General features: G+C 72.1%; 19 protein-coding genes. 4 read left to right on the top strand and 15 right to left on the bottom strand.

From position 1 onward, the window contains the following. Positions 1 to 364: 364 nt before the first annotated feature. The 6 genes from CFW40_RS33715 to CFW40_RS33690 form a co-directional block, all read right to left on the bottom strand. Positions 365 to 1,702, bottom strand: a complete 1,338-nt coding sequence (locus CFW40_RS33715; RefSeq protein WP_088801519.1) for an MFS transporter — start codon at positions 1,700 to 1,702, stop codon at positions 365 to 367. Then, positions 1,699 to 2,790, bottom strand: a complete 1,092-nt coding sequence (gene pdxA / locus CFW40_RS33710) for a 4-hydroxythreonine-4-phosphate dehydrogenase PdxA (RefSeq protein WP_088801518.1) — start codon at positions 2,788 to 2,790, stop codon at positions 1,699 to 1,701. The genes CFW40_RS33715 and pdxA overlap by 4 nt, the downstream gene beginning before the upstream one ends. 24 nt (positions 2,791 to 2,814) lie before the next feature. Continuing rightward, positions 2,815 to 4,125 carry a four-carbon acid sugar kinase family protein gene (locus tag CFW40_RS33705; RefSeq protein ID WP_088801517.1) on the bottom strand — a complete coding sequence of 437 codons (1,311 nt, stop codon included), beginning with the start codon at positions 4,123 to 4,125 and terminating at the stop codon, positions 2,815 to 2,817. Between the two features lie 113 nt (positions 4,126 to 4,238). Beyond that, complete coding sequence (locus CFW40_RS33700) at positions 4,239 to 5,063, bottom strand: DeoR/GlpR family DNA-binding transcription regulator (protein WP_107440536.1); 825 nt, start codon at positions 5,061 to 5,063, stop codon at positions 4,239 to 4,241. 165 nt (positions 5,064 to 5,228) lie between these two features. Next, entirely contained in the window at positions 5,229 to 5,624 is a 396-nt protein-coding gene (locus CFW40_RS33695; RefSeq protein ID WP_088801515.1) for an SHOCT domain-containing protein, read from the bottom strand. 52 nt (positions 5,625 to 5,676) lie between these two features. Further along, entirely contained in the window at positions 5,677 to 8,406 is a 2,730-nt protein-coding gene (locus CFW40_RS33690) for a SpoIIE family protein phosphatase/ATP-binding protein (RefSeq protein ID WP_088801514.1), read from the bottom strand. Between the two features lie 448 nt (positions 8,407 to 8,854). On the opposite strand from CFW40_RS33690, the gene CFW40_RS33685 reads away from it, so the two are divergent. Then, complete coding sequence (locus tag CFW40_RS33685) at positions 8,855 to 9,193, top strand: hypothetical protein (protein WP_088802532.1); 339 nt, start codon at positions 8,855 to 8,857, stop codon at positions 9,191 to 9,193. A gap of 75 nt (positions 9,194 to 9,268) precedes the next feature. Here the strand turns inward: CFW40_RS33685 and CFW40_RS33680 are convergent, their stop codons facing one another. Together CFW40_RS33680 and CFW40_RS33675 are read right to left on the bottom strand one after the other, a co-directional pair. Next, complete coding sequence (locus CFW40_RS33680) at positions 9,269 to 10,726, bottom strand: APC family permease (protein WP_256331137.1); 1,458 nt, start codon at positions 10,724 to 10,726, stop codon at positions 9,269 to 9,271. 317 nt (positions 10,727 to 11,043) lie between these two features. After that, positions 11,044 to 13,128: a SpoIIE family protein phosphatase gene (locus CFW40_RS33675; protein ID WP_088801512.1), complete on the bottom strand. Its 2,085-nt coding sequence runs from the start codon at positions 13,126 to 13,128 to the stop codon at positions 11,044 to 11,046. Positions 13,129 to 13,610: 482 nt separating this feature from the next. On the opposite strand from CFW40_RS33675, the gene CFW40_RS33670 reads away from it, so the two are divergent. After that, positions 13,611 to 15,155: an AMP-binding protein gene (locus tag CFW40_RS33670; protein ID WP_088801511.1), complete on the top strand. Its 1,545-nt coding sequence runs from the start codon at positions 13,611 to 13,613 to the stop codon at positions 15,153 to 15,155. A gap of 54 nt (positions 15,156 to 15,209) precedes the next feature. Here the strand turns inward: CFW40_RS33670 and CFW40_RS37395 are convergent, their stop codons facing one another. Next, on the bottom strand, positions 15,210 to 15,563 hold the full coding sequence (locus tag CFW40_RS37395; protein WP_176956259.1) for a hypothetical protein: 354 nt from the start codon (positions 15,561 to 15,563) through the stop codon (positions 15,210 to 15,212). A gap of 274 nt (positions 15,564 to 15,837) precedes the next feature. Then, positions 15,838 to 16,851, bottom strand: a complete 1,014-nt coding sequence (gene ligD / locus CFW40_RS33660; protein WP_088801509.1) for a non-homologous end-joining DNA ligase — start codon at positions 16,849 to 16,851, stop codon at positions 15,838 to 15,840. Between the two features lie 118 nt (positions 16,852 to 16,969). Between ligD and CFW40_RS33655 the strand changes: the two genes are divergently transcribed. Beyond that, on the top strand, positions 16,970 to 18,031 hold the full coding sequence (locus CFW40_RS33655; RefSeq protein ID WP_088801508.1) for an ATP-dependent DNA ligase: 1,062 nt from the start codon (positions 16,970 to 16,972) through the stop codon (positions 18,029 to 18,031). Positions 18,032 to 18,116: 85 nt separating this feature from the next. Here CFW40_RS33655 and CFW40_RS33650 read toward each other — a convergent pair whose 3' ends face one another. The 4 genes from CFW40_RS33650 to CFW40_RS33635 form a co-directional block, all read right to left on the bottom strand. After that, the gene (locus CFW40_RS33650; RefSeq protein ID WP_088801507.1) at positions 18,117 to 19,103 is read right to left on the bottom strand and encodes an MASE1 domain-containing protein; all 987 of its coding nucleotides are present in this window, start codon (positions 19,101 to 19,103) and stop codon (positions 18,117 to 18,119) included. A gap of 63 nt (positions 19,104 to 19,166) precedes the next feature. Beyond that, positions 19,167 to 20,000 carry a PP2C family protein-serine/threonine phosphatase gene (locus CFW40_RS33645; protein ID WP_088801506.1) on the bottom strand — a complete coding sequence of 278 codons (834 nt, stop codon included), beginning with the start codon at positions 19,998 to 20,000 and terminating at the stop codon, positions 19,167 to 19,169. Between the two features lie 266 nt (positions 20,001 to 20,266). Next, the gene (locus tag CFW40_RS33640) at positions 20,267 to 21,895 is read right to left on the bottom strand and encodes an APC family permease (protein ID WP_256331138.1); all 1,629 of its coding nucleotides are present in this window, start codon (positions 21,893 to 21,895) and stop codon (positions 20,267 to 20,269) included. Positions 21,896 to 22,089: 194 nt separating this feature from the next. Continuing rightward, positions 22,090 to 22,884, bottom strand: coding sequence for a helix-turn-helix transcriptional regulator (locus tag CFW40_RS33635; protein WP_088801504.1), 795 nt, complete (start codon positions 22,882 to 22,884; stop codon positions 22,090 to 22,092). A gap of 132 nt (positions 22,885 to 23,016) precedes the next feature. Between CFW40_RS33635 and CFW40_RS33630 the strand changes: the two genes are divergently transcribed. Next, positions 23,017 to 24,432: an MFS transporter gene (locus CFW40_RS33630; RefSeq protein WP_088801503.1), complete on the top strand. Its 1,416-nt coding sequence runs from the start codon at positions 23,017 to 23,019 to the stop codon at positions 24,430 to 24,432. Positions 24,433 to 24,504: 72 nt separating this feature from the next. Here CFW40_RS33630 and CFW40_RS36450 read toward each other — a convergent pair whose 3' ends face one another. Then, positions 24,505 to 25,011 (bottom strand): acyl-CoA carboxylase epsilon subunit, encoded by a 507-nt coding sequence (locus tag CFW40_RS36450; RefSeq protein ID WP_107446828.1) that lies wholly within the window; start codon positions 25,009 to 25,011, stop codon positions 24,505 to 24,507. Positions 25,012 to 25,130: the final 119 nt, after the last annotated feature.

Genomic DNA, 25,130 nt, shown 5'->3' with positions numbered 1-25,130 from the left:
AATTGCGCAGGTCGGAGTAACCGTTTCCCGGCCCGCACAAAGGGCACGCCCGGCCAGGCCGACACCGAACGGGCCTCTCCTGCGGCGCTCGCGCACCCCCAACACCCCGGCGGAAAGGGCCCGTTCACCATCAGCGGGGTCGTTCGGCCACAGCGACGAGCGGATACCCCTGGCGTGGACCGATCCGCCGGGAATTGCCTTACAGGTGTCGCCCGTTCGAGGTGACGAAGAACGGCGGAGAAAGTCACATCAATCATTTTTTTGAATTCGGCTGACCGTCGAAATGCGTGCGGCACATCGGCAAACACCGAAGGTGTGCCAGGTATTCAGTAATCAGCCGGCCGGAAAGCGCGTCCGTCAGGGCTCAGGCTCCCTCCGGTGCCTCCCTGGCGGGCTTCCCTACGGGGCGTACGGCCGGTCGCAGGCCCAGGGTCACCAGTGCCACGGCCGCGGCGAGGAAGGCGGACAGCACCGCGAAGCCGGTCACACTGGATCCGGTGGCGTCGGTCAGCCAGCCGACCAGGTAGGGGCCGGCGAAGCCGCCGAGGTTTCCGAGGGCGTTGATCAGCCCCATCGCGACGGCCACCACCTCGAAGCGCAGCAGCTCGCCGGGGATCGCCCAGAACGGTCCGTACGGTGCGTAGAGCGCGGCGGCCGTCACACAGAGCAGCAGCATCCGGGGCAGGGCGCCGTCCACCGTCTGTCCCAGCAGCAGTGCGGCGATGCCCACGAGGAGCGGGACGGCCACCGCCTGGCGTCGTCTGCCCGTGCGGTCGGACCAGGCCGCGTTGGCGATCATCACGGCCAGTGCCACGGTGAACGGGATCGCGGTGAGCAGTCCGACCTCGGTGGACGAGCCGTCGTGCGTCAGCTCTTTGATGACCGCCGGCAGCCACAGGTTGAAGCCGTAGAAGCCGGTGATCCAGAAGAAGTAGACGCCGATGAGGACGAGCACCGGCTTCTGTTTGACCGCGTCGAGGTACGAGCCGCCGCCCGCCGGCGGTTTGGCGGCTTCGTCGGCGGCGATCGCACGCTCCACGTGGTCGGCCTCGGCGCGGGAGATCCACCGGGCCCGGGCCGGCCGGTCCGCGACCGCGAACCACCAGACCACCGCCCACACCAGGGGCGGGACGCCCTGCAGCACCAGCACCCAGCGCCAGCTGCCCTGGTCGAGCATCCACCCCGACAACGGCGCCATCAGCACCGAGGACAGCGGCAGGCAGGCCATCCACAGGGCGTTGGCCCGGGCCCGCTCCCGCAGCGGGAACCACGAGGCGAGCAGGATGAGTACGGCGGGCCAGACGCCGCCCTCGAAGAGGCCCAGCACGAAACGGGCCACGTAGAACTGCGACGTGGTCCGGACGAGGCCGGAGAGCGACGCGGCCGCCCCCCACGCCACCATGAGGAGCAGGACGGTCTTCCGGGCGCTCCAGCGCTGGGCGAGGATCGCGGCCGGGATCTGCAGGAAGACATAGCCGAGGAAGAAGACGCCGCCGACCAGACCCTTGTCGGCGTTGGACAGCCGTAGATCGCCGTGCATGTAGGGGAGGATGACGGAGACGTTGTTCCGGTCGAGGTACGCCAGCATGTACATGATGGCGGCAACCGGGATGACATAGGCCCAGCGCTTGGCGGGCGGCGCGGGTGTCGCGCGTGCCGCGGGCGGCGACTGCGGGATCGGCTGCGGGCCGGTGTCCGTCACTGGGCGACCGCCGTTCCGTAGGCGGCGCGGATCCGGTCGGTGAAGCGGCTGAAGCCGGCGGCGGCACGGAAGGCGGCGGCCATCGTGCCGTGCGAAGCGCGGCCGCTCCCGGCGATGTCGAACGCGGTGCCGTGGTCGACGGAGGTGCGCAGGACCGGCAGGCCCACGGTGACGGACACGGTGCCGTCGAAGTCGACGGTCTTGGCGGGGATATGGCCCTGGTCGTGGAAGTGGGACAGCACTCCGTCGAAGCGGCCTTCGAGGCCCTGGTGGAAGACCGAGTCAGCGGGGATCGGGCCCACGGCGCCCAGCCCCTCGGCGGCCGCCTTCGCCACCGCCGGGCGCAGGACGGTGATCTCCTCGTCGCCGAAGTGGCCGCCCTCGCCGCCGTGCGGGTTGATCGCGGCCACGGCCAGCCGCGGGTCGTCATGGCCGAAGACACGCAGTGCGGTGACGGCGTGACGGATGCTCGCGGCGACCCGCTCCTCGGTGATCTGGTCGAGCGCCTTGCGCAGCGAGACATGGCGGGTGGTGAAGAAGATCTTGAGGCCGCGGACCACGAACATGGTGTCGAAGTGTGCGGCGCCGGTGAGTTCGCCGAGCATTTCGGTGTGGCCGAGGTGCTGCGAACCGGCGGCCCAGATCGCCTCCTTGTTGATCGGTGCGGTGACGATGCCGTCGACCTCGCCGGCCAGCGCGGCGCTGGTGGCGGCCTCGATCGCGGCCACGGCGGAACGGCCCGCCACCGCGTCGACCGTGCCCCAGGGGAGATCGCCGGGGGCGATCCCGAGGTCGAGCACATCGATGGTGCCGGGCTCGAAGCGTGCCTCACCGGGGGCGCCGACCGCGTTGACCTCGACGTCCAGTCCGCAGACGGCGACGGCGCGGCGCAGGACGGCGGCGTCGCCGACGGCCAGTCCACGGCCGAGCACGCAGGTCGCCGGGTCGGCGAGGGTGCGGGCGGTGATCTCGGGGCCGATCCCGACGGGATCGCCGAGTGTGACCGCGAGGAGGGGCAGCGGGCCGTCGGGGACGGGACGGCCGGTAGCGGCGGTCCGGTCATCGGTCGCCTGCTGAGGCTGGGGCATGGGAGCGCCTTTCGGGGTGGGTGATCAGGTCGTGCTCAGGGTGGGGCCGAGGGTGTGCCGGGTGCAGGCCGCGCGCAGGTGTTCCAGGCAGTCGCGGGCAGCGTCGGGGCCGCCGATCAGGCCGCCCTTCGTGGCGAAGAGCAGACCGTCGTGCGGGCCGCCCACCAGACGCCCCGCGATGGCGAGCGGCAGCACCTCGGTCTCGATGGCGAAGCCGTCGGCGCCGAGCGCCGAGGTGACCGCGGCGGCGACATCGCCGCCCGAGGCGTACAGGCCGCCGGGGCACAGCTCGGTGACCGCGCGACGGGCGATCTCGGCGAGGGCGCGCAGGATGCGGGCGGCGGCGCGCGGGGCGGATTCGGCAGCGGCCTTGGCGGCGGATCCGGTGGCGGTGGCCGACGGGACGGGGGCCACCCGGACGCCGAGCACCGTGGCGCCCTCCGCTGCCGCCGCGCGCAACCGGGCCAGTACGGCGCCGGGGTCCGGGGCGGCGGGGTCCAGGTCGGCCCAGCGGGCGTCGAGCGCGGCTTCCGTGCGGGTGAGCTGGGTGCGGGTGCGGTCGGTGACACTGCCGACGACCGCCAGGATGCGGGCGGGCGGGCCGCCTGCGGGCCGCAGGCCCAGCTCCCCGGCGAGGGCGGCGCCGAACGGGCCGGAGTCCAGCGCCACCCAGCGGATCCGGTCCTCGACGGCGAGGCGGGCGGCGGCCCTCGCGACCGTGTGCAGATGTGCGTTCTCGGTGGCGTCGCAGACCACGGTCTCGGCCGGGCTCTCCCGCAGCGCCGCGGCGACCGCGTCGGGACCCCGCTCCACCACGTCCAGGGCGAGTTCGCCCGTGCTGCGCCTGCTCTGCGCGCCGAGCACGTCCGCGACCCGGGAGTGCCGGACGGGATCGAACGGGTCGCGGGCCACGGCCGTACGGGTCAACGGGACGCCGTCGACCAGATGCAGTCCGCCGACCGTGGTCCGGCCCGCGTCGGGGAAGGCGGGTACGGCCAGCGTCCGGATCCTGGCCGCGGGCTCACGGGCGGCGAGGACGTCCACCAGCGCGTCGAGTTCGCTGCCGGGGTTGCCCCGCAGCGTGGTGTCGACGCGCTTGACGATCAGGGGTGCCGCGTCCGCCGTCCCGGCGGCGGCCCGGACGGCCGCGGCGGCGCGGTCCGGGGGCAGGTGCCGCGATGCGGTGTTGACGACGAGGACGTCCACCCGGTCGGCGTAGCGCGCCACTTGGGCGAGGGCGCCGACGGTGACCGCCCGCAGGCCCAGGCGCGCATAGAGCGCGCCGGTGGCATTGCTGCCGGTGAGGTCGTCCGCGATGACGAGCACCTGGGCCACGAGGTCTCCTCCTGTCGGCTCCGGGGTCGTCTGCGCACCCTGAAGTGACCGGATCGCGCATTATTGATTGCGCGATTCACGCAATTCAGGGTGGCGACTGGCCGAACGGACTGTCAAGAGGTGTGCGGCCGGGCGCTCCCGGCGGGCGCCGGACCCCCGTCCACGGCGGCGCACACCGGCCATCCCTCGTCCCTGAAGGCGGCCAGCTCCCGCTCCCCGGCCCCGGAGATCAGGCCCGTACCGCCCGGCATCGCCGCCCAGTAGGGGAAGCCCGCTCCCCCGCTCCCTCCCCCGCCGAGCTTGGAGTGGTCGGCGAGCACCCAGGCGGCGCGGGCGCACTCGGCCATCGTCTCTTTCAGCGCGGCCTGTTCGGGATCGGGGCAGTTGATGCCGCGGCGGGGATCGAGACCGTCGACGCCGAGGAAGGCGATGTCCGGGGTGAGCCGGCGCAGCGCCTGATCCGTCCGGGTGCCCAGCAGCGACTCGTTGGGGCGCCGCAGCCGGCCGCCGAGCACCACCACCTCCACCTCCGCGTCCGCCAGCTCGACGAGCGTGGAAAGGCCGTTGGTGACGATCGTGAGGTCGCCGCGGTCGCGCAGCTCATGGGCCAGCCGGGCGACGGTGGTGCCCGCGTCGAGGAGGACGACATCACCGGGGCGGACCAGCGCCGCGGCGGTGCGGGCGATGGCGTCCTTCTCGCCCCGCTGTTCGCCTTCCTTGTCGTGCCAGGAGCGCTCCACCGCCCGGTGGTCGACCGCGCCGCCGTAGGTCCGGGTGATCCGGCCGAGAGCGGCGAGGGTGGCGAGGTCCCGGCGGACGGTGGACAGCGAGACGTCGAACTCGGCGGCGAGATCGTGCACGCTGATGTCGCCGGCGCCGAGGAGTTCCACCATCCGCTCGCGTCGGTGCCGGGTGGCCGAGCGTTCCCCACTGCTCACTTCGCTGCCGCCTCCGCCTGCCGTCGCCTGCCGGGCGCCCTGCGCGGGACACCCCTTGAAGTTGCGTGTTTCGCGCAATTCGAGGTTAGCAGTCGAGCAGCCGGCCGAGGAGGCCCCGGCGGGCGCCATCCGCCGGGGGCGGGGCCGTGGGCCGTGGGCCCACGGTCAGGCGAGGATCTTCGCCTTGGCCTTCTGGAACTCCTCCTCCGTGATGTCGCCGTGGTTCTTCAGATCGGCGAGCTTCGCCAGGGCGTCCGCATGCCCGCCCGCCTCGTCGCCGGTCGCGGCGGTGTCCCGGAGGTAGGCCCGCAGTTGCTTCTGCTGCCGTTCGGCCTGCGCGACCTCCCGTTCACTCATGCCGTGGCCCCGCGCGATGACATAGATGAAGACGCCCAGGAATGGCAGCACGATCACCAGGACCAGCCACCCCGTCTTGCCCCAGTTGCCGAGGTCTTGGCTGCGGAAGATGTCACCGATGATCCTGAACAGCAGGATCAGCCACAGGACCCACAGGAAGATCAGGCACATGGTCCAGAAGGCGTTGAGCAGCGGGTAATCCATCACGGCCTCCTCAGGCACTCACTCGGGCCCCCGGACTCGTCCGCCCCTTTGCTCAAGCATCCCCGCCGTCGGTCCGCTCCGCGACCAGATCGAGGCCGGTGAGCGCCTGTTCCGTCCAGATGACCTTGCCACCGCTCGTGTAGCGGGTCCCCCAGCGCTCCGCCAGCTGGGCGACCAGGAAGAGGCCGCGGCCGCCCTCGTCCATCGAGGCGGCCTGCCGCAGATGCGGAGAGGTGCTGCTGCGGTCGGAGACCTCGCAGATCAGGGAGGTGTCGCGGATCAGCCGTACACGGATGGGCCCCGCGGCGTACCGGATGGAGTTGGTGACCAGCTCGCTGAGGATCAGCTCGGCGGTGAACGCCCCCTCCGCCAGTCCCCATTCGATCAGCTTCCGTACCGCGGCGGCCCGTACCTGGGCCACGGCCGAGGGGTCGGGCGGCACGTCCCAGTCGGCGACGTGCTCGGTGTCCAGCACCCGCGTGCGGGCCACGAGCAGCGCGATGTCATCGCTGGGGCGCTCCGGCAGCAGAGCGTCGAGCACCACCTCGCAGGTTTCTTCCGGTGTCCGGCCGGCCGGGTCGGACAGCGTACGGCTCAGCAGCGCCATGCCCTCGTCGAGGTCCCGGTCCCGGTCCTCGACGAGCCCGTCGGTGAAGAGCACCAGACGGCTCTCCTCGGGCAGTTGCCGCTGCCAGGTCTCGAACGGCAGACCGCCCAGGCCCAGGGGCGGGCCGCCGGGCACATCGGCGACCTCCGCGGTGCCGTCCGGCAGCACGAACATGGGCTGGACGTGCCCGGCGCGCGCCATGGTGCAGTTCCCGGACGCCGGGTCGTAGATCGCATAGAGGCAGGTGGCTCCGGTGACCGAGCCCTCGGCCTCCTCGGCGCTCTCGTCCTGGTCGATACGGGTGACGAGTTCGTCGAGATGCCAGAGGATCTCGTCGGGCGGCAGGTCCAGGTTGGCGAAGTTGTGCACGGCGGTGCGCAGGCGGCCCATCGTGGCGGCGGCGTGCAGCCCGTGTCCCACGACATCGCCGACGACGAGCGCCACCCGGGCGCCGGGCAGCGGGATGATGTCGAACCAGTCGCCGCCGACGCCGCCGAGCCCGCCGAGCCCGGCCTGTGCGGGCAGATAGCGGTAGGCGGCCTCCACGGCGTTCTGCTCGGGCAGCCCGCGCGGCAGCAGACTGCGCTGCAGGGTGACGGCCATGGCGTGTTCGCGGGTGTAGCGGCGGGCGTTGTCGATGCTGACCGCGGCGCGGGCGACCAGCTCCTCGGCGAGCGAGAGTTCTTCGTCCTCGAAGGGTTCCGGTTTGTGCGAACGCCAGAAGATCGCCACACCGAGGATCACGCCGCGGGCCCGCAGCGGGACCGCGATCCGCGAATGGATGCCGTGCGCGACGATCTTCCTGGCCCGGCCGGGACTTTGCAGATGCCAGCCGGAGAACGCCGACAGATCCGCTTCGAGGGCCGCTTTCCCGGTGGTGAGGCTGGCGCCGAGGGTGGTGGCCGGCTCGAACCGGATCAGCTTTCCGACGGGGTAGAGGCCGCTGTCCGCCGGGGCGCCGCTGGTGGCCGTCCGCCGCATCTCGATGGCCGCACCGGTGGGGGCCGTGGGCTCCTCGCCGATCAGCACGTCCTCCGCCACGTCGACGGTGACGATATCGGCGAAACGGGTCGCGCCGAATTCCGCAAGCTCCTCGCAGGTGCGCACCACGTCGAGCGTGGTGCCGATCTCCGTGCCGGCGTCGTAGAGCAGCTTCAGGCGGCCGCGGGCCACATCGGCCCGGCCGGTGAGCGCCCGGAGCTCTGTGGTGTCCCGCAGCGTCGTCACGCTGCCGGGTGGTCCGCCGGCCTGGTCCGTGGAGCGCTGGTTGATCGCCAGCAGCCGCTCGCCGACCGGGTGGACCTCGTCGGTGACGGCCCGGCCGGAGGCCAGCAGGCGGGCGGTGGCGGGGTCGAGCCCGAGGTCGCCGACCTGGCGTCCTTCGACGTCCGGCGGCAGGTCGAGCAGGCGGCGTGCCTCGTCGTTGACGAGCAGCAGACTGCCGTCGCCGGCCACGATGATCACGCCTTCGCGTACGGCGTGCAGCACCGCGTCGTGATGCTCGTACATCCGGGTCATCTCGGCGGGGCCCAGGCCGTGGGTCTGGCGCCGCAGGCGGCGGCTCACCAGCGCCGTGCCGCCGGTGGTGAGGAGGAGAACGCCGGCGGCGGCGCCGAACAACAGGGGGAACTGGTCGTCGACGACGCCGCTCACCCGCTTGACGGTGATCCCGGCGGAGACCAGCCCGACGACCTTCCCCTTGTCCTTGCCGCTGTGGCCGAAGACCGGCACCACGGCCTGGACGAGGGGCCCGATGGTCCCGGTGATCCGCTCGGTGACCACCCCGCCGGACAGCGCCGGCTTCAGCGTGCCGACGAACTTCTTGCCGATCCGGTTGGGGATCGGGTGGGTGTAGCGGATGCCCTGGGTGTTCATCACGACGATGAAGTCGACCTCGGAGCGCTTGCGGGCGGCCTCGGTCCGCGGCTGCAGCACCAGCGTCGGATTGGCGCTTTTCAGTGCTTCCTCGATGCCCGGCGCATTCGCGAAGGCCTCGGCCACGGCGACGGATCTGTTGCGGGCTTCGCGGTCCCCGTCGGCCCTGGACTGCAGCACGAGCGCCGCGATGGCGGCGGCGACGAGCAACACCACGATCGCCACCTGCAGGAGAAAGACCTGACCTGCGACAGTTCGCATCCTGAGAACCGAACGCGGGCGGCCGTAGCGTCCGGCCATGTCCTCTTTCTACACCTCCCGCATACGGTGGGCGAGCCGCGCGATGCGGAGCGCAGCAGCAGTCAGAGCCCGCGCTGCGCCGGGCGGCCTCACGGGCTGTTCGAGGATGGTCCCGTGATCCGGGGCCGGGCGCCAGAGGGCGGGAAGACCCCCGGGTAGGTTTTCCTGTTGCACATATGCGAACCTCTACGACGAAGGGGACATACACGGCGCCCCTATCGCGCCACGCCACAGGGAACAAATCGCCCAGAGCATGCATGGTTCATGTAACTCTTCCCACAGGCCCGGCCGCTTGTACGACGGGCGTCTGCCGGTCGGGTGAGCCGGACACGGACACAACGTGCCTGGTCAGGCGCGCTCGCCGGGGAAAGGGAGCCGGCCGGCCGGCGGCTGCGGGGCTCCCGCGACGCCATCCGGCCCGCCGAGGCGGTATGAGACGTTCGTGGGCATGCATGTTCCCGAGGAGATCCGAGCCGAGGCGGCCGCGCTCATCGACCACCACGCGCTCGGACTGTGGAAGCCGAACGACGCCGACCGGCGAGCCGCCGTGGCGTTGTACCGCTTCCTCGAAACCGGTCAGCCGCTCACGGGCGAGCAGATCCGGTCCGCCCTGGCGCACGCGGAAACGGCGGCCGACGCGGACGAGCGGCTGCTGAAGCTGCTGCGGGAGACCGCGGGGCTGCTCGATGAGGGACCGGCCGCCGAGAGCCCGGCCGGGCGGGACGCCGTCGACCATGTATGCCTTCTGCTGGACGCGGTCGCGCTCTCCCGGCCCGCGGGGCAGTAGGAACCCGCCGGCCGGCAGAGAAGCGAAAGCCCGCCCGAGTGCCGGCCCGGGCGGGCGTCTGCGGTGCTCGGTGCCCTACGCGGACAGCGAGGCCGTGGACGGCTCCGGTGCGGGAGCCTGCTCGTCCTCGGGGACCGCGATCACCCAGTGCGTCTCCTGGCGCGGGCGCAGGTAGCACAGCCAGTACAGCGCGGCGACGGCCACGATGAGGCCGGTGATGACCAGGCTCGTGGTGCTCTGCCGGCAGAGCACCCAGGCCAGCACCACGATCAGCAGCGCCGGGACCGCGGGCCACAGCGGCATCCGCCAGGCCGGCCGGTGCTTGTGCTCCCCGCGGCGCGAGACCAGGGCGCCCAGCGCGACGAAGACGTACATCGCGGCCACGGCCACGCCGGTGACCTCGCTCAGGGTGTCGAGGTTGACGAAGCACAGGGCCGCACCGGGGACCCCCACCGCGAGCGTGGCCGCCCAGGGGGAGCCGAAGCGCCGGCCGACGTGCGAGAAGACGCGGTTGACGGCCGTCGGCCAGGCCGCGTCACGCGCCGAGGAGAACACCACACGGGAGTTCTGGATCACCATCACGATCGCCGCGTTGATGATCGCCAGGGCGATGCAGAGGCTGACGAACGTACCGACGCCCGAGTTGCTCCACTCCTGCACCATTCCGGCGACGTCACCGGCGCCGAGGGTCTTCAGGTCGGGGGCGCCGAGAGTGATCGCGACCACCGGGACCAGCACCACGGCCGCGCCGATGCCCAGGGTCCACAGCACCGTACGGGAGACGTTGCGGCGGGGGTTCTCCATCTCCTCGGCGAGGTACACGGCGGTGGAGAAGCCCTGCAGGATGAAGAGCGCGGTGGCCAGCCCGGCCACGATGAGGCCCGCGGTGACGGCGGTGCCGTGACCGTGTCCGGCGTCGATCACGGGGTGCACGAGCACGGACGCGGAGCGGTGGGTGTGGGTGAAGCCGAGGAACGCGACCACGGCGCAGGCGACGACCTCCAGCACCAGGAAGATGCCGGTGATCCAGGCGTTGGCGCGCAGATCGAGCAGGCCCATGGCGGTGGCCAGCAGCATCACGGCGGCGGCGGTGTACTGCGGATCCAGTTGGATGATCGGTGCCAGATAGTCGGCGGTGCCCAGGGCGATGATGGGCGGCACGATCATGACGACGATCAGCGAAAGAACGAAAACCAGCCACCCGGCGAGGCGGCCCATGAGCGTGCCCACCATCGCGTACTCGCCACCGGAGCTCGGTATCAGCGTGCCGAGCTCGGAGTAGGTGAAGGCCACCCCGATACACAGCAGTGCCGCGATGGCGATGGTCAGTGCGGTGCCCGTGCCCAGGGTGGCGAACGAGTCCGGCACGATCACGAAGAGCGAGGATGCCGGGGTCAGACAGGACAGCGTGAGCAGGGTGCCGCCGACCACACCGATCGACCGGGTGAGCTGGGGAGCGCCGGGGGCGTCTTTCACCGTCGCACTGCGGGGGTCCCGCTCAGGAGCTGCGGAGGCAACAGGCGTGTAGGGCATATCGGTATCCGTATCCCATCGGTGCTGACGGCAGGAAGGCGTGGCGTCTTGGCGGAAGAACGCCGCAAAGCGATCCGAACCCGGACATCCTCAGGTCTCGCTTCGGTGACCGAATACAACCCCTGCCGACGACTCACGTCAAGGTCTTGTTAAGGCCTTTGGGCAACGAAATCCGAAGCTCATCAAGGCCATCAGGGTGCTTATCCACGATGCATCCGCGGTAGACAAGCGGATTCCGCGTCGGAAAGAGCAGCACGACATCGCGCTGATCACCGCCGAATCCGTAGCGGTCCCACCAAAACCCGCCGCCCGTGCGGTCAGGCCCCGAGGGCGTGCACCCGGGCGATGAGCAGCGCGACATCGTCGTGGTCGTGCTCGTCGCGCAGCGCGGCGAGGAGACGGTCGCACAGGCCCTCCAGATCCCGCTCGGGCTCCGCCAGCAGTTCCAGGAGGGTGTCCAGACGTGTGTCTATGGGCTGGTCCCGGGTTTCGATCAGCCCGTCGGTGTAGAGCACCAGCAGATCGCCGTCGCGGAGCGGAACCGTGGTCTGCTCGAAGGGGACGCCCCCGACGCCGAGCGGCGCACCGGTGGGCAGATCCAGCAGCTCGGGCGGCCGGTCCGGGCGCACCACGATGGGGGGCAGATGCCCGGCGACGGCGATCCGGCACAGGGCGCGGTGCGGGTCGTAGACGGCGTACAGACAGGTGGCGAAGGCCGGGTCGAGACCGCCGGCGATGTGATCGAGGTGGCGGAGCACTTCGGCCGGATCGAGGTCGAGATCGGCCAGCGCGCGGGTGGTGGTGCGCAACTGGCCCATGGTGGCGGCGGCGTTGATGCCGCTGCCCATCACGTCGCCGACCACCAGCGCGGTCTTGTCGCCGGTCACCGGGATGGCGTCGAACCAGTCACCGCCGACCTCACTGGCCGCCTGGGCGGGCTGATAGCGGTAGGCGATCTCCATGGCCGTGGGCTGCGGCGGCCGGTGGTTCATCAGATGGCGCTGGAGGGTGAGCGCGGTGCGGCGTTCGCTCTGGTACGAGCGGGCGTTGTCGATGCAGACCGCGGCGCGGGCGGCCAGCTCCACCGCGAGCACCGCGTCGTCCTCGTCGAAGGGCTCCGGGTTGCGGACGCGGTACAGCGACAGCGCACCCAGGACCTCGCCGCGGGCGATGAGCGGCACGGCGAGGTAGGAGTGCAGTCCGGCCTTCCCCAGGAGGGCGGCGCCCTGCTCGTCCGGGGCGATGTGCGGCAGATCGTCCGGGCCGACGTGCGCAATGCGCACCGGACGGGCTTCGGTCACACAGCGGGTGATCAGCCGGTCGGCCTCATAAGAGGCGATCTGGCCGGTGGGGTCGGCGGCGCGGACCGCCTCGGTGGAGTACGCCGTGGCCACGGCCAGCGCCCGGAAACGGGCCGGACCGCCACGGGAGAGCGAGGTCGGGCGCCGGCCGTCGAGGACGGCGTCGAGGACATCGACCGCGGCCAGGTCCGCCAGCTCGGGCACGATGACGTCGGCCAGTTCGTGGGCGGTCTGGTCGACGTCGAGGGTGGTACCGACGGTGGCGGAGGCGTCGGCGATGACGGCCAGCCGCCTGCGGGCGCGGGCGGCCTCGGTGGCGGCGCGGTGCTGCTCGGTGACGTCCACGACCGACGTGGCCAGCCCCAGCACCCGGCCGTGCGGGTCCTCCAGCCGGTAGTACGACACCGACCAGGCCCGGTCGGCGTGGGGGTCGGCGGCGGTACGGCCGACGGTGAACTGGTCGAGCAACGGGGTCCCGGTGTCGAGCACCTCGCGCATCTGGGCCACGATGGTGCCGGTGTCCAGAAACGACAGGGCTTCTCGGACATCGCGGCCGAGGTGCTGGTCGGCGGGCAGGTCGTTGATGCGCTCCAGCGCCGGATTGACCATGACGAAGCGCAGCGAGGTGTCCAGGACCGCCAGGCCGATCGGTGACTGGGCGACGAGGCGTACGGACAGCGCCAGATCCCGCTCGACGCGCCGCAGCACGGCCTGGTCGGTGGCGATGCCCAGGGCGTAGGTCTCACCGCGCTCGTCCAGCAACCGCATATTGCGGAACTCGACGAGCCGGGTGGTGCCGTCCTTGTGCTGGACCGGGAAGACCCCTGCCCAGCTTTCGCCGCCCGCCATGACCTGGGAGAAGAGGCCCAGGACCAGATCGAAGTGCTCAGGGCCGACCAACAGCTGCGCCGCGGGCCGGCCGAGTGCTTCCTTCGCGCTCCAGCCGAAAAGCTGCTCGGCCTGGGGGCTCCACAGGGTGATCCGCCCGTCCGCATCCAGCATCACGGCGGCCACGCCCAGCACATCCAGCAGGCCGCCGGGACGCCCCGGTGTGGCCCCGACCGGGGCGGCACCTTCGGGGAACGCGTCGGTCGCACCCATCCAGGCACTCCTTCCGCCGGTCATCGCGGACCGACAGCCGTGGCGCTCTCCGTACATCGGCCGGTTCTCGCTGTGCTTCCGTTGGTCTCCATCATCTCTCGCCACGGGACGGACCCGCAGGGAGAGCGAGTTCCGCAGGGCATCGGCGACCCGTGCGCGAGCGAGCATTATCCGTCGCTGTTTCCAGGCGGGCGACCGTGTTGACGATATTCAGTGCGATGATTTCGGACGCGCTTTCGGGGCGGGTCCGTGGAGCGGTGGCCGGGCAGCGCACGGCGGGCATCTCGGTGCGCCCGCCAGGGGTTCTCCTCGTGTAACCGTCCGGCGCGGAGACCGACTTGGAGCCCGGCCGGAGACCGACTTGGAGATGTTGATCTGCAGCGACTATCCTGGCATTTGGTTGCCTGTAGCAACCAAATCTATGTACATCACATCCGGCGTAGCCGACTGCGCCCGCCGGCGTCAGGAGGAAGCCTCACATCATGCCCAACGCCGCCCGGACATTCCGCACCTATGTAGAGGAGAACCTCGATGTACTTAGCGCCGACCCGGGGCGCGAAGTCCTGGTACACCAAGGCCGCCGCGTCACGGCAGGTGAGTTCCGCTCACTGGTCCACCGCATGGCACGGGCACTGTGTGCCCGGGGCGTCGGCCGCGAAGCGACCGTCACGCTCCTGAGCGGCAACCTCCCGGAGATCATCGCAGCCCGTTACGCGGCCAACCTGGTCGGCGCCCGGGTCAACTACCTCTACAACAAGCTGTCCGCCGAGTCCCAGGCCGCCATCGTCCGCGATGTCGAGACCCGCGCCCTGATCGTCGACCCGCGCTATGCCGAACGGGCCGCCGAGGTCACCGCGTTGGCGCCGGTTCCGGAGGTGCTCGTCCTCGGCCCCGCCAAGGTGGGCACGGACCTGCTGGAGCTGGCGGCCGGTCAGTCCGACGAGCCGTTCGCGAGCCGGGCCCGGCCCGACGACGTCTGCACCATCCGCCACACCGGCGGCACCACCGGCCACCCGAAGGGCATCTGCACCACCTTCGAGCAGGCGCGCTGGTTCCACGGGGTGCTCCAGCAGCCGGAGTACGAGCGACGCCAGCTGGTGTGCACCACCCTCGCGCACGCCGCGGGCCTGATGGCCGACAGCACGCTGCACGCGGGCGGCACGGTCGTACTGCTCGACGACTTCGACCCGAGCACCGCGCTCGCCACCATCGCACGCGAGCGCATCACCGAGGTCTTCCTGCTGCCGCCGCTGCTCTACCAGCTGATGGACCACCCGGACGCGCGGCACACCGACACCTCCAGCCTGCGGATGCTGACCTACGGCGGCTGCCAGGCGTCCCCGGCCCGGATAGCCGACGCGGTAAGGACGTTCGGCCCGGTACTGATGCAGGCCTACGGCCAGAACGAGGCCGGCGGCATCAGCGTGCTCACCCAGGAGGACCACGACCCGCAGCGCCCCGAGCGGCTGCGGTCGGCGGGGAAGGTGCTGCCCGAGGTCGAGGTGGCGGTCCGCGACGAATCGGGCCGCGATCTGCCGGCCGGGGAACACGGCGAGATCTGCGTCCGCTCCGACATGATCATGAAGGGGTACTGGAAGCAGCCCGAGCTGACCGCCGAGGTCCTGCGGGACGGCTGGCTGCACACCGGGGACATCGGATTCCTCGACGACGAGGGGTACTTGACGATCGTCGACCGGATCAAGGACATGATCGTCGTGGTCGGCGGCCATGTGTACACGACGGAACTGGAGGACCTGCTGAACTCGCACCCGCAGGTACTGCAGAGCGCCGTGTTCGGAGTCCGCGACGCCGACCGCATGGAGCGGGTGCACGCGGCGGTGGTGCGGGCGCCCGGCAGCAGCGTCGACGGGCAGCAGCTGCGCGAGATGGTCTGCGCGGAGCGCGGTGCGATGTACGAACCGGCGCACGTCACCTTCGTCGAGGCGCTGCCGCTGACCGATGCCGGGAAGCCCGACAAGAAGGAGCTGCGACGGCGGGCCGAGCAGGAGGCCGGCACCGCGGGCTGACAGCGACGAGCCGCCGCAGCCGGGGGCTGCGGCGGCCTTCAGTGCTACTGCCGGTCAGAGGATGCCCAGCAGGCCGAAGGGGAAGCCCCCGAAGCCGTAGCCGTAGTTGTCGAAGCCGCAGTGGCCGTAGCCGCCGAAGCCGTTGTAGCCGCCGAAGCCGCCGAAGCCGCCCAGACCGCCGAAGCCGCCCAGGCCGCCGAAGCCGCCGTAGCCGAAGTTGCCGAAGCCGTGGTGGTGGTGGCAGTGGTGCCTGTGGTGGTGACGGCCCTCGTGGTGACGACCGTGGTGGTCGCCCTTGGAGGATGCAGCCGGCGCCTGCGGGGTGGCCGAAGCTATGCCGGCGAGCGGGACGACGGTAGCGGCGGCAAGGGCCGCGGCGGCCACGGAACGGCCTATGAACTTGCGCATTGCGTTTCTCCTGTTTGGCAGGAAATCTGACATTTGATGAGTACCGCGCCCCGCCGTAAACCCCGCAGACACGACGAACAGCCACTCCAACGGCCCCAAGAATTGCTCCGATAGCAGTAATGGATCGGTAAAGCGGTCTGGTGAAAGCCCTGGTCGGAGGCCGGGTGACGCCGAGCGCCGCACCGTAGGTGGCGCCGCCGTCAATCGCCCCCGTGCGGCCGACGGTTCCGGCCGCACGGCACGCGCCCTGCGTCAGCCCGCACGGCGCACGGCCTCAGTTCTTGCGGGCGCGGCTCGGCTGGACCCGGGACGGCTCCCCCGGCATCTTCGGGTGGTCGGGGGGATACGGCATGTCCCCCACTCCTTCGTCCGCCGCCTGACGGTCCGCGAGTTCCAGGACGGATTCCAGGCCGAAGGCGTGGTCCACCATGTCCGCGTGCACATCGCCGAGTTCGGCGAACCGCGGGGGGACCGTCCGCAGATCGAAGTCCTCGGGCGCGGCGTCGGACAGCTCGTCCCAGTGCAGCGGGGTGGAGACGGTCGCCCGGGGCCGGGCGCGCAGCGAGTAGGCGGAGGCGATGGTCCGGTCCCGGGCCATCTGGTTGTAGTCGACGAAGACCTTCGCGCCGCGCTCCTCCTTCCACCATGCCGAGGTCACCAGATCCGGCATCCGGCGCTCCAGCGCCCTGGCCAGAGTGATCGCGGCCCGTCTGACCTCGGTGAAGGTCCAGCGGGGCCGGATCGGGACGTAGACGTGCACCCCACGGCCGCCGGACGTCTTGGGCCAGCCGCGCAGTCCGTGCTCCGCCAGCAGCTCGCGCAGGAGGTGGGCCACCCGGACGGCGTCCGCGAAGTCGGTGCCGGGTTGCGGGTCGAGGTCGATGCGCAGTTCGTCGGGGTGCTCGGTGTCACCGCGCCGGACGGGCCACGGATGGAACGTCAGGCACCCCAGATTGGCCGCCCAGAGGACCGCCGCGGGCTCGGTGGGGCACATCTCGTCGGCGAAGCGGCCGCTGGGGAAGGTGATACGGGCGGTGGGCAGCCAGTCCGGCATCCCCTTGGGCGCCCGCTTCTGGTAGAAGAACTCGCCCTCGACGCCGTCGGGGAAGCGCTGCATGGTGGTGGGCCGGTCACGCAGTCCCCGCAGCACCCCGTCGGCGACGGCGAGGTAGTACTGCGCCACGTCCAGCTTGGTGAATCCGCGCTCCGGGTAATACGTCTTGTCGGGGTGGGACACGCGCACGGTGCGCCCCGCGACGTCGAGTTCGACAGCTCCGGCTCCGGCCATGACTCCACGCTAGGTTCCGGGCGCCGCCGCCGCGCGCCGGGCGATCCCGCACGTCGGCCTCCCGCGGAGCGGCCGTCCCAGCGCGCGGGATGCGGCGCCGGGCCTCAGGATCGGGACCATGGATCTGCCCGTCATGCCCCCGGTCTCCCCCATGCTCGCGAAGCCGGTGACCGCCATCCCCGCCGGCATGCTGTACGAGGCCAAGTGGGACGGCTTCCGCGTCATCGTCTTCCGGGACGGCGAGGACGTCGAGATCGCCAGCCGTACGACGAAATCGCTGACCCGCTACTTCCCCGAAGTGGTCACCGCGGCACGGGCCGAGCTGCCGCCGCGCTGTGTCGTCGACGGCGAGATCGTCATCGCCCATGACGGCCGGCTGCACTTCGAGGAGCTGCTGGAGCGCATCCACCCGGCGGACTCCCGGGTCCGCACGCTCGCCGAGCGGACGCCCGCCTCGCTGGTCGCCTTCGACCTGCTGGCGCTCGGCTCCGACGCGCTGCTGCACGAGCCGCAGTCGGCGCGCCGGGAAGCCCTGGTCGAGGCGCTGCGCCCGGCCGGGGCGCCGGTGTACACCGCGCCCGCGACGGAGGATCAGGAGCTGGCGCGCCGCTGGTTCACCCAGTTCGAGGGGGCGGGTCTGGACGGGGTGGTCGCCAAGCCGCTCGGTCTGCCGTACCGGCCGGGCGACCGCGCCATGTTCAAGATCAAGCATGCCCGGACCGCCGACTGTGTGGTCGCCGGCTACCGGCTGCACAAGAGCGGGCCGGTGGTCGGTTCCCTGCTGCTGGGCCTGTACGACGGCGACGGGCAGCTGCAGCACGTCGGGGTGTGCGCCTCGTTCCCCATGGCCAGGCGGCGTGCGCTGGTCGAGGAGCTGGCGCCGCTGCTGATGGACGAGGTCTCGGCGCACCCCTGGGGCGCGTGGACCGACGAGGCGGCGCATGCCTCCCGGCGGATGCCCGGCGGGCCCAGCCGCTGGAGCGGCGGCAAGGATCTGTCGTGGGTGCCGCTGCGCCCGGAGCGGGTGTGCGAGGTCGCCTACGACCACATGGAGGGCAGCAGATTCCGTCATACCGCCCAGTTCCGGCACTGGCGTCCCGACCGTACGCCGCAGAGCTGCACCTACGCCCAGCTGGAGGAGCCGGTGGGGTACGACCTGGGGCAGCTGCTGCCGGGCTGACCGGGCCGTGGCTGCGGGCCGACCTCGCGGGTTGCTGCCGGGCTGACCGGGCGGCGCGGCGCGCCGGTGGCCACCGGACGCCGGGTCAGGTGGGGCCGCTGTCCGGCGGCCAGCGGCGCCGGCTCTCCCCCGGCGCCAGCCGGTCCACCACGTCGGCCAGTTCGCCGCAGGCCTGCTCGATCTTGCGGCGGATGGTGTTCTGCTCGGTGACGATCGCCGACAGCAGCAATGCGGTGAGCGCCGCGGACGCGTTGAGGGCCTGCAGATTGACCATCGCCTCCAACAGGCTCTGGCCCTCGAACGGTCCGGTGCGTACCGTCGCCGCCCTGATGACCAGGACGGACACCAGCAGCACGCAGGGCGCGGCACCCGCCAGCTGGAAGCGCAGCGCGGCCCAGACGATCACCGGGAAGACCAGGAAGAGCAGCGACAGCTCGCTGTGGATGGCGATGAGCGTGACCGCGGCCGTGGCGACCAGCAGGGCCGCCGCCTCCGCCCACCGGTATCCGGAGATACCGCGGGGCCACCGCATCGTGCGGCAGACCAGGACGAGCGGGGTGATGACGAGGATGCCCATCGCATCGCCCACCCACCAGGCCACCCAGGTCCGCCAGAAGCCGCCGCCTGGCAGGGCTCCCTTGAGGTAGAGCGTCCCGGTGCCCAGCGTGGCGCTGATCAGCATCCCGGCGAAGGCGCCGAGGGCGACCAGCGCCACGCCGTCGCGCAGCCGGTCGAGTGCGGTGCGGAATCCCACCCGGCGGAGCATCCAGAAGGCGCACACCGGGGCCAGGGTGTTGCCCGCCATGATGCCCAGGACCGAGACATCGAGCGGGTTGATCGTGGCGACGACCGCGAGGGTGCCGAGGGCGATGCCCGGCCAGGTCCGCAGGCCCAGGAGGAGCAGACAGCTCAGGGAGATGCCCGTCGGCGGCCACAGCGGCGTGACCACGGCACCCGAGATGACCACCTGTTCCAGCAGGCCGATCCGGGCGGACGCGTAGTAGACGCCGGCGAGGCCGAGGATCATCAGGGCGACTGGTGCAAGACGGCGGAGTTGCTCGGTGCGCACCACATCAGCCATCAGACAACGCCCAGGACCGGGCGCAGGCTGCGACACGCACTCCCGGCCCGCGCTTCACCCGGCTCCGGGCGGGGTCGCGTCGAAGCGCAGGACGAGCACCGCCGAGTCATCGGTGTGCCCGGTGAACTCGGCCACGCTGATCGCCACGCCGGCCACCGTGGCCGGGGCACCGTCGGCATTGGCGCTGACCAGGCGGGTCACCTGGGTCAGCCCCGCCTCTATCGGGAAGGAAGGGCCCTCGACCACGCCGTCGGTGAGCAGCACGAACGCCCCCGCGGTGGCGAACCGGTGGCGGGTCACCGGGTAGCGCTCGCCCGGCAGGATGCCCAGCGGCAGGCCCCCGGGGTCGTCGGCGAGGCCGGAGCGGCCGTCGGTGGTGGCCCAGACAGCCGGTATATGACCGGCCCGGGCGCTGCACAGCTCCCAGGCTGCCGGATCGAAGCGGACGAAGGTGCAGGTCGCGAAGAGCCCGCAGTCGACCGAGACCAGCAGGTCGTTGGCCCGGCTCAGCACCTCGCCCGGGTCGGCGGCATGGCCGGCGACGGCCCGCAGCCCGAAGCGGATCTGTCCCATGAAGGCGGCCGCCTCGACGTCGTGCCCCTGCACATCACCGATGCAGAAGGCGAGCGACCCGTCGGACAGACGGAAACCGTCGTACCAGTCGCCCCCGATGTCCAGTCCGTGCCGGGCGGGTACGTAGGTCGCGGCGGCGCGCAGCCCCGGTACCCCCGGCAGCGCGTTCGGCAGCATCTCGCGCTGCAGCGCCTCGGCCAGCTCCACGCGCGCCCGCTGCTTCTCGGCGCCCTCCCGCGCCTGGGCGGTCAGCCGTCCGAGCGTGGTCAGCAGGTCGTCGGCGCTCGCCGACCGCGGGGGACGACGCCGCAGCATGGGCCGCTCCCAGGTGCCTCGGTCTGCCCGCCAGGGAGCGTGCTCCGTACGGCAGTCCGCGGTGGCCGCCTGACCTGGCCTGATGGGGGCTCCAGTGGAGCCCGCCTCTCCCGGTTCATCTTATTTCTGCGGGGGGACTTCCGCTTGACGGCCAGGGGCCGGGGCCGAGGGCCGGGTGGCCAGGGCGGGCGGCGGGCGGCGGGCAGCCCCCCGGACGATCAGGGCTTCCGGGTCGTCCCCGCCCGCCGCCGCGTCCTCCGGCCGGCTCAGGCAGCCGCCGGGCGGGCCGCCACCAGATGCCGGACGCCGGACCGTACGGCCCAGAAGAAGACCGCCAGCGCCAGGACGGCCACAGTGATCGAGTCGTACGGCGCCGGCAGCCGGCCGGAGCCCTCGAACGTGCCCAGCCCGGAGACCACGGTCAGGGCGACGAGGTAGACCACCAGCCAGGCACCGGTGCGGAGTTCGGCGCCGAGCGGACGGCTCGGGCCTGCGCCGTCGTCCTCGATGCGCACACCGGGGCGGCGCATGGCCAGGAAGATCAGCAGGCCGCCGAGGACCAGGGGCAGCGCGAGGCGCAGGTCGTCCCAGCCCGACCAGTAGACGAACTCGCTGGCCACCACGAAGCTGAGCGGGGCGATCCAGCGCAGCCCGGGAACCCAGCCGGCGGTGTGGCCGCCCGGCTCGGCGCGGAACACCGCGACCGCGACCGCGGAGGCGGCATAGATCAGCAGGTACATATCGCCCATGACGCTCACGATGTCCTGCCAGCCGCCGAACGGCAGCAGGAAGATCACAATGACCAGGAGGTTGATCGCCAGGGCCCGGCGCGGGATGCCGAACCGCTCGTTGACCTTCATGAAGTACCGGGGGATGGTGCCGTTCTTGGCGAGCGCGTAGGTGTGCCGCGCGTCGATCGCCACGCCGACGTAGGCCGACCCGCCGGGCGAGATCACCGCGTCCGCGTAGAGCAGGCTGGCGAGCCAGTGCAGGTTGAGGATCAGCGCGAGCTGGCCGAACGGCGAGTCGAAGGAGACCCCCTGCCAGCCGTGGCCGAGCAGATGCTCGGGGACGGTGAAGAGGAACGCCAGCTGCAGCGCCAGGTACATGGCGACGGCGAGGCCGATGCCGGTGAGGACCGCGGCGGGGATGGTCCGGCGGGGGTTGCGGGTCTCGCCCGAGAAGTCCAGTGGCGCCTGGAAGCCGTTGACGGAGTAGACGATGCCGCCGCCGGCCAGCGCGGTCAGGCAGGCGACGTAGCCGTACGGCGCGAAGCCGCCGTGGTCCGTGAGCCGGCCGGAGTGCCAGCCGGAGGCAATCAGCGCCACCACGGTGATCACCGGGACGACGATCTTGAACACCGAGATCAGGTTGTTGAGTTGGGCGAACATCCGCACCGCGAACCAGTTCAGCACCGTCAGCACCACGCTGAGTCCGGTGGCCAGGGCCAGGCCGGAGAGGGTGAGGGTCTGGCCGTTATAGATGCCCGGGAGGTAGTGCGCGGCATACTGCATGATCGCGCTGATCTCGGCGGCGGTGCCGCCCACCGACAGCATCGTCGACCAGCCGATGAGGGTGCCGACGAGCCGGCCGCTGGCGAACAGCGGCCAGCGGACCGTACCGCCGCCCTCCGGACGGCTGGCGCCGAGTTCGATCATGACCAGGGCGACCAGGCCGCACAGCAGCCCGGCCCCGACCCAGGACAGCAGCGCCGCGGGACCGGCCGTCTGCGCCGCGTACATGGCGGCGAACAGCCAGCCGGAACCGACGATATTGGAGAAACCGATACCCGTCAGCCCCCAGAAGCCCAGGTCACGGCGCAATCGGCGCTCCTGCGCCAGCACTTGTGGGGCGCCGGCCCCGTCGCCCTCACCTGATACCTGACGCTCCGTCACGAAAGCGGCCTCCTTGATTCACTGTTCCGGCTCGCCGGACCCTACTCGACGATGGCCGACGAGGAATCTTCCGTTCCACCAGCGGACACTTCCTGCACGCAGCGCATCGGTCGAGCACGCAGCGCAGTCAGGGAATACCGGAGGGTGTGCCCCGATCCGTCACGGACGGGCCGCGGCGGGCGGCCTCACCCGATTCACCCGAGCCGGTCGACCGGGACGCCGAAGGTCGTCGCCAGGCCGTCCCGCCCGGCGTCGGTGAGATGCACGACGCGGCGGTACGTCCCGTGGCGCAGCCATTCCAGGGCGAACAGCCGGGCGGTGAGCGCGGCACCGAGCGCGCCGGCCAGGTGGTGGCGCTGCTCGGCCCAGTCGACGCAGTAGCGGACGGCCGCCCGGCGTCGGGGGAGGCGGTCCGTCTCGACGCCGAAGGCGGTCAGCTCCCGGCGGCCGTGCGGAGTGAGGACGTAGACGACGTCCGTGGCGGCGGCACCCGCCTCCGGGGCCGTGGCGCCCGCGCTCGGAGGGGAGTCCGCGCTCGGGTCCGTCGCACCCCCGCTCCGCACCGTCCGCTCGGCGGCGAGGATGTCCCGCTCCCGGAGGGCGCTCATCACCGCGACGCCGAGCCGCCCCGCCAGGTGGTCGTAGCACAGGCGGGCGCGCCACAGCGCCTTGGCGCGGGTGTCGGCGTTCAGGGACCGCACCGGCAGGGGACGGGCGATCGCGGCGAGCTGTTCGAGGGCGCGGGCGACGTCCGTGGTGGCGAGCCGGTAGTAGCGGTGGCGGCCGTCGAGCTCGACGGTCAGCAGCCGGGCGTCGAGGAGCTTGGCCAGATGGCCGCTGATGGTGGAGTTGCTGACCCCGGCCTCGGCGGCGAGAGCGCTGGCCGGCAGTGCGCCGCCCCCGGCGAGGGCCAGCAGCACCTTGGCGCGGGAGGGGTCACCGATCGCCGCCGCGACATGGGCCACGTCGGTCTCGGTCGGGGCATCCATGTTCCCGACGGTACGCCGCTCACGCTTCGGCAGAGGGCGAAACGTCCTCCCGCTCCCCCGGCCTGCCGGGTACCTCCCTGGCGCGAGAACGTTTCGGCGCCTGCCGTACGGATCCGGCAGAACACTGGCCGTATGCCCACGCTCTGCGCACCCCCCACGGCACTACGGACCGCGGACCGGCTCACGCCGCTGCCGCTCGTCGCCGTGTGCCTGGGGTACTTCATGGTCATCCTGGACGTCACCGTCGTCACGGTCGCTCTCCCGGCGGTCGGCACCGCCCTGCACACCGGGGTGACCGGCCTCCAGTGGGTGGTGGACGGCTACACCCTGGTGTTCGCCGGGCTGCTGCTCTTCTGCGGCGGACTCGGCGACCGGCTGGGCGGCAAGCCGGTGTTCCTGAGCGGCCTGGTGGTGTTCACCCTCGCCTCCGCCGGGTGCGCACTGGCGCCCAGCGCCACCGTGCTGGTCCTGGCCCGGCTGGTGCAGGGGCTGGGCGCGGCGCTGATGGTGCCGGCCTCACTGGCACTGCTGCGGACCGCGTACCCCGGCCGGGCGGCGCGGGCCCGCGCGTTCGGCATCTGGGGAACCGTCGCGGGCCTCGCCGCCGGGGCCGGTCCCGCCCTGGGCGGCGTCCTGGTCGCCGGGCCCGGCTGGCGGTCGGTGTTCTTCCTCAATCTCCCCGTCGGCCTCGCCGCGCTGTTCCTCACCTCCCGTCACGTCCCCCACTCCCCCGCCGGCCGCGGCCACCGGGGCCTGGACCTCCCGGCCCAGACCGCAGCGGCGGTGTGCCTGGCCGGACTGGTCACCGGATGCATCGAGGCCGGAGCGCTGGGCTGGACGCATCCGGCCGTCCTCGGCGCCTTCGCCGGGTGCCTCGTGGGACTCGTCGCGTTCCTGGTACTGGAGCGGCGCTCACCCGCGCCGATGCTGCCGCTCACGCTCTTCCGCGCCCGCGCCTTCTCGGCCTCGGCGGTCATCGGCGTGCTGCTCAACACCGGCTTCTACGGGCTGCTGTTCCTCGCCCCGCTGTACTTCCAGGGGGTGCACCACTACAGCGCCCTGCGGACCGGATGCGCGCTGCTGCCCGCGGTCGGTGTGGTGGCCGCAGGCTCCGCGCTGGCCGGACGGATCACGGCCCGCACCGGGCCGCGGCTGCCCATGGTGGCGGGCCTGGTGGTGGGCGCGGCCGGGCTGGCCGGCTGGCTGGAGGCCGGCCCCGGCACGCCCTATCTCGCGCTGGTGGCGCCCATGGCCTGTGCCGGCTTCGGCACCGCGCTGACCATGCCGGCCTCCACGGCGGCCGTGATGGAGGCCGCGCCGGGCGAGCGCAGCGGTGCCGCGGCCGCCGTGTTCAACGCCGCACGGCAGATCGGCAGTGCCCTCGGCGTCGCCCTCTTCGGCACGCTGGTGGCCACCGGTCTCGTGCCGGGCCTGCACACCGCGGTGGGCATCGGCGCCGCGGGCTTCCTCCTGGCGGCCCTCCTCTCGGCCCGCTGCATCCCGGGCGCCGGCCGGGCCGGCCGCCGGACGCGGGAGCGGCGGATGTGACGGGCGAGGCCGGCGGCCGTGCGGGAGTCGCCGTCCGGAGGTACGCCGACCGGAGGTGCACCCGCCCGAGGTTCAGCCGCAGCTCCAGCAGCCCGACCAGCACGCGGTGTGCCGGGCGTGGTGCCGCCGGGCGGCGGACCGCTCCTCGGCGTGGCCGGGCTCGGCGAGGGCGCGCAGACCGGCGAGTTGCGCGCACAGCACGACGCTGATCGCCGCGATCTCCTCGGGCTCGGCATGGCCCCTCTCGATCCGCAGCCAGGATGCGGGCGGGCCATCGAGCGGCACCGCCTCCTCGACCGGCGCGACGACATCGACGGCCGTGCCCTCGCCCGCGGCCGAAGCGTCCCCGGCCGCCGTGCTCTCCTCGGCGGCCCCGCGCTCCTCGGTGGCTCCGCTCTCCTCGGCGCGGGTGTCGGCCGCGACGGATGCGGGCTCGCCCGTGACCGGGTCCGCGCCGACGGCCGTGCCCTCGTCGGTGACGGCGGCTGCGCCGAGGGCTTCACTCGCCTCGGTGGAGGTGCCGTCACCGACGGGTCTGGCCTCGCCGATGATGGTGCTCGCGTCGGTGGATGTACTCATGTGGGGTCCGTCGGATCGGTGGTGGAGCGCGGTAGGCGACCGGCGGCCCCGGCGTTGCGCTGTGCCGTGTCCGGGCAGGTCACAGGGCCGACGCTAGAAGCGCTCCGGGGCCCTGTCGC

It is taken from the genome of Streptomyces sp. 2114.4 (assembly GCF_900187385.1).
GTDB lineage: Bacteria > Actinomycetota > Actinomycetes > Streptomycetales > Streptomycetaceae > Streptomyces > Streptomyces mooreae.
This window is presented reverse-complemented; position numbering and strand designations above follow the sequence as displayed.

Bases quoted from the DNA above. Each gene is read 5' to 3' on its own strand.
- pdxA (WP_088801518.1), bottom strand. From the start codon at position 2,790: ATGCCCCAGCCTCAGCAGGCGACCGATGACCGGACCGCCGCTACCGGC.
- CFW40_RS33695 (WP_088801515.1), bottom strand. From the start codon at position 5,624: ATGGATTACCCGCTGCTCAACGCCTTCTGGACCATGTGCCTGATCTTC.
- CFW40_RS33690 (WP_088801514.1), bottom strand. From the start codon at position 8,406: ATGGCCGGACGCTACGGCCGCCCGCGTTCGGTTCTCAGGATGCGAACT.
- CFW40_RS33685 (WP_088802532.1), top strand. From the start codon at position 8,855: ATGCATGTTCCCGAGGAGATCCGAGCCGAGGCGGCCGCGCTCATCGAC.
- CFW40_RS33680 (WP_256331137.1), bottom strand. From the start codon at position 10,726: ATGCCCTACACGCCTGTTGCCTCCGCAGCTCCTGAGCGGGACCCCCGC.
- CFW40_RS33675 (WP_088801512.1), bottom strand. From the start codon at position 13,128: ATGGGTGCGACCGACGCGTTCCCCGAAGGTGCCGCCCCGGTCGGGGCC.
- CFW40_RS33670 (WP_088801511.1), top strand. From the start codon at position 13,611: ATGCCCAACGCCGCCCGGACATTCCGCACCTATGTAGAGGAGAACCTC.
- CFW40_RS37395 (WP_176956259.1), bottom strand. From the start codon at position 15,563: ATGCGCAAGTTCATAGGCCGTTCCGTGGCCGCCGCGGCCCTTGCCGCC.
- ligD (WP_088801509.1), bottom strand. From the start codon at position 16,851: ATGGCCGGAGCCGGAGCTGTCGAACTCGACGTCGCGGGGCGCACCGTG.
- CFW40_RS33655 (WP_088801508.1), top strand. From the start codon at position 16,970: ATGGATCTGCCCGTCATGCCCCCGGTCTCCCCCATGCTCGCGAAGCCG.
- CFW40_RS33645 (WP_088801506.1), bottom strand. From the start codon at position 20,000: ATGCTGCGGCGTCGTCCCCCGCGGTCGGCGAGCGCCGACGACCTGCTG.
- CFW40_RS33635 (WP_088801504.1), bottom strand. From the start codon at position 22,884: ATGGATGCCCCGACCGAGACCGACGTGGCCCATGTCGCGGCGGCGATC.
- CFW40_RS33630 (WP_088801503.1), top strand. From the start codon at position 23,017: ATGCCCACGCTCTGCGCACCCCCCACGGCACTACGGACCGCGGACCGG.
- CFW40_RS36450 (WP_107446828.1), bottom strand. From the start codon at position 25,011: ATGAGTACATCCACCGACGCGAGCACCATCATCGGCGAGGCCAGACCC.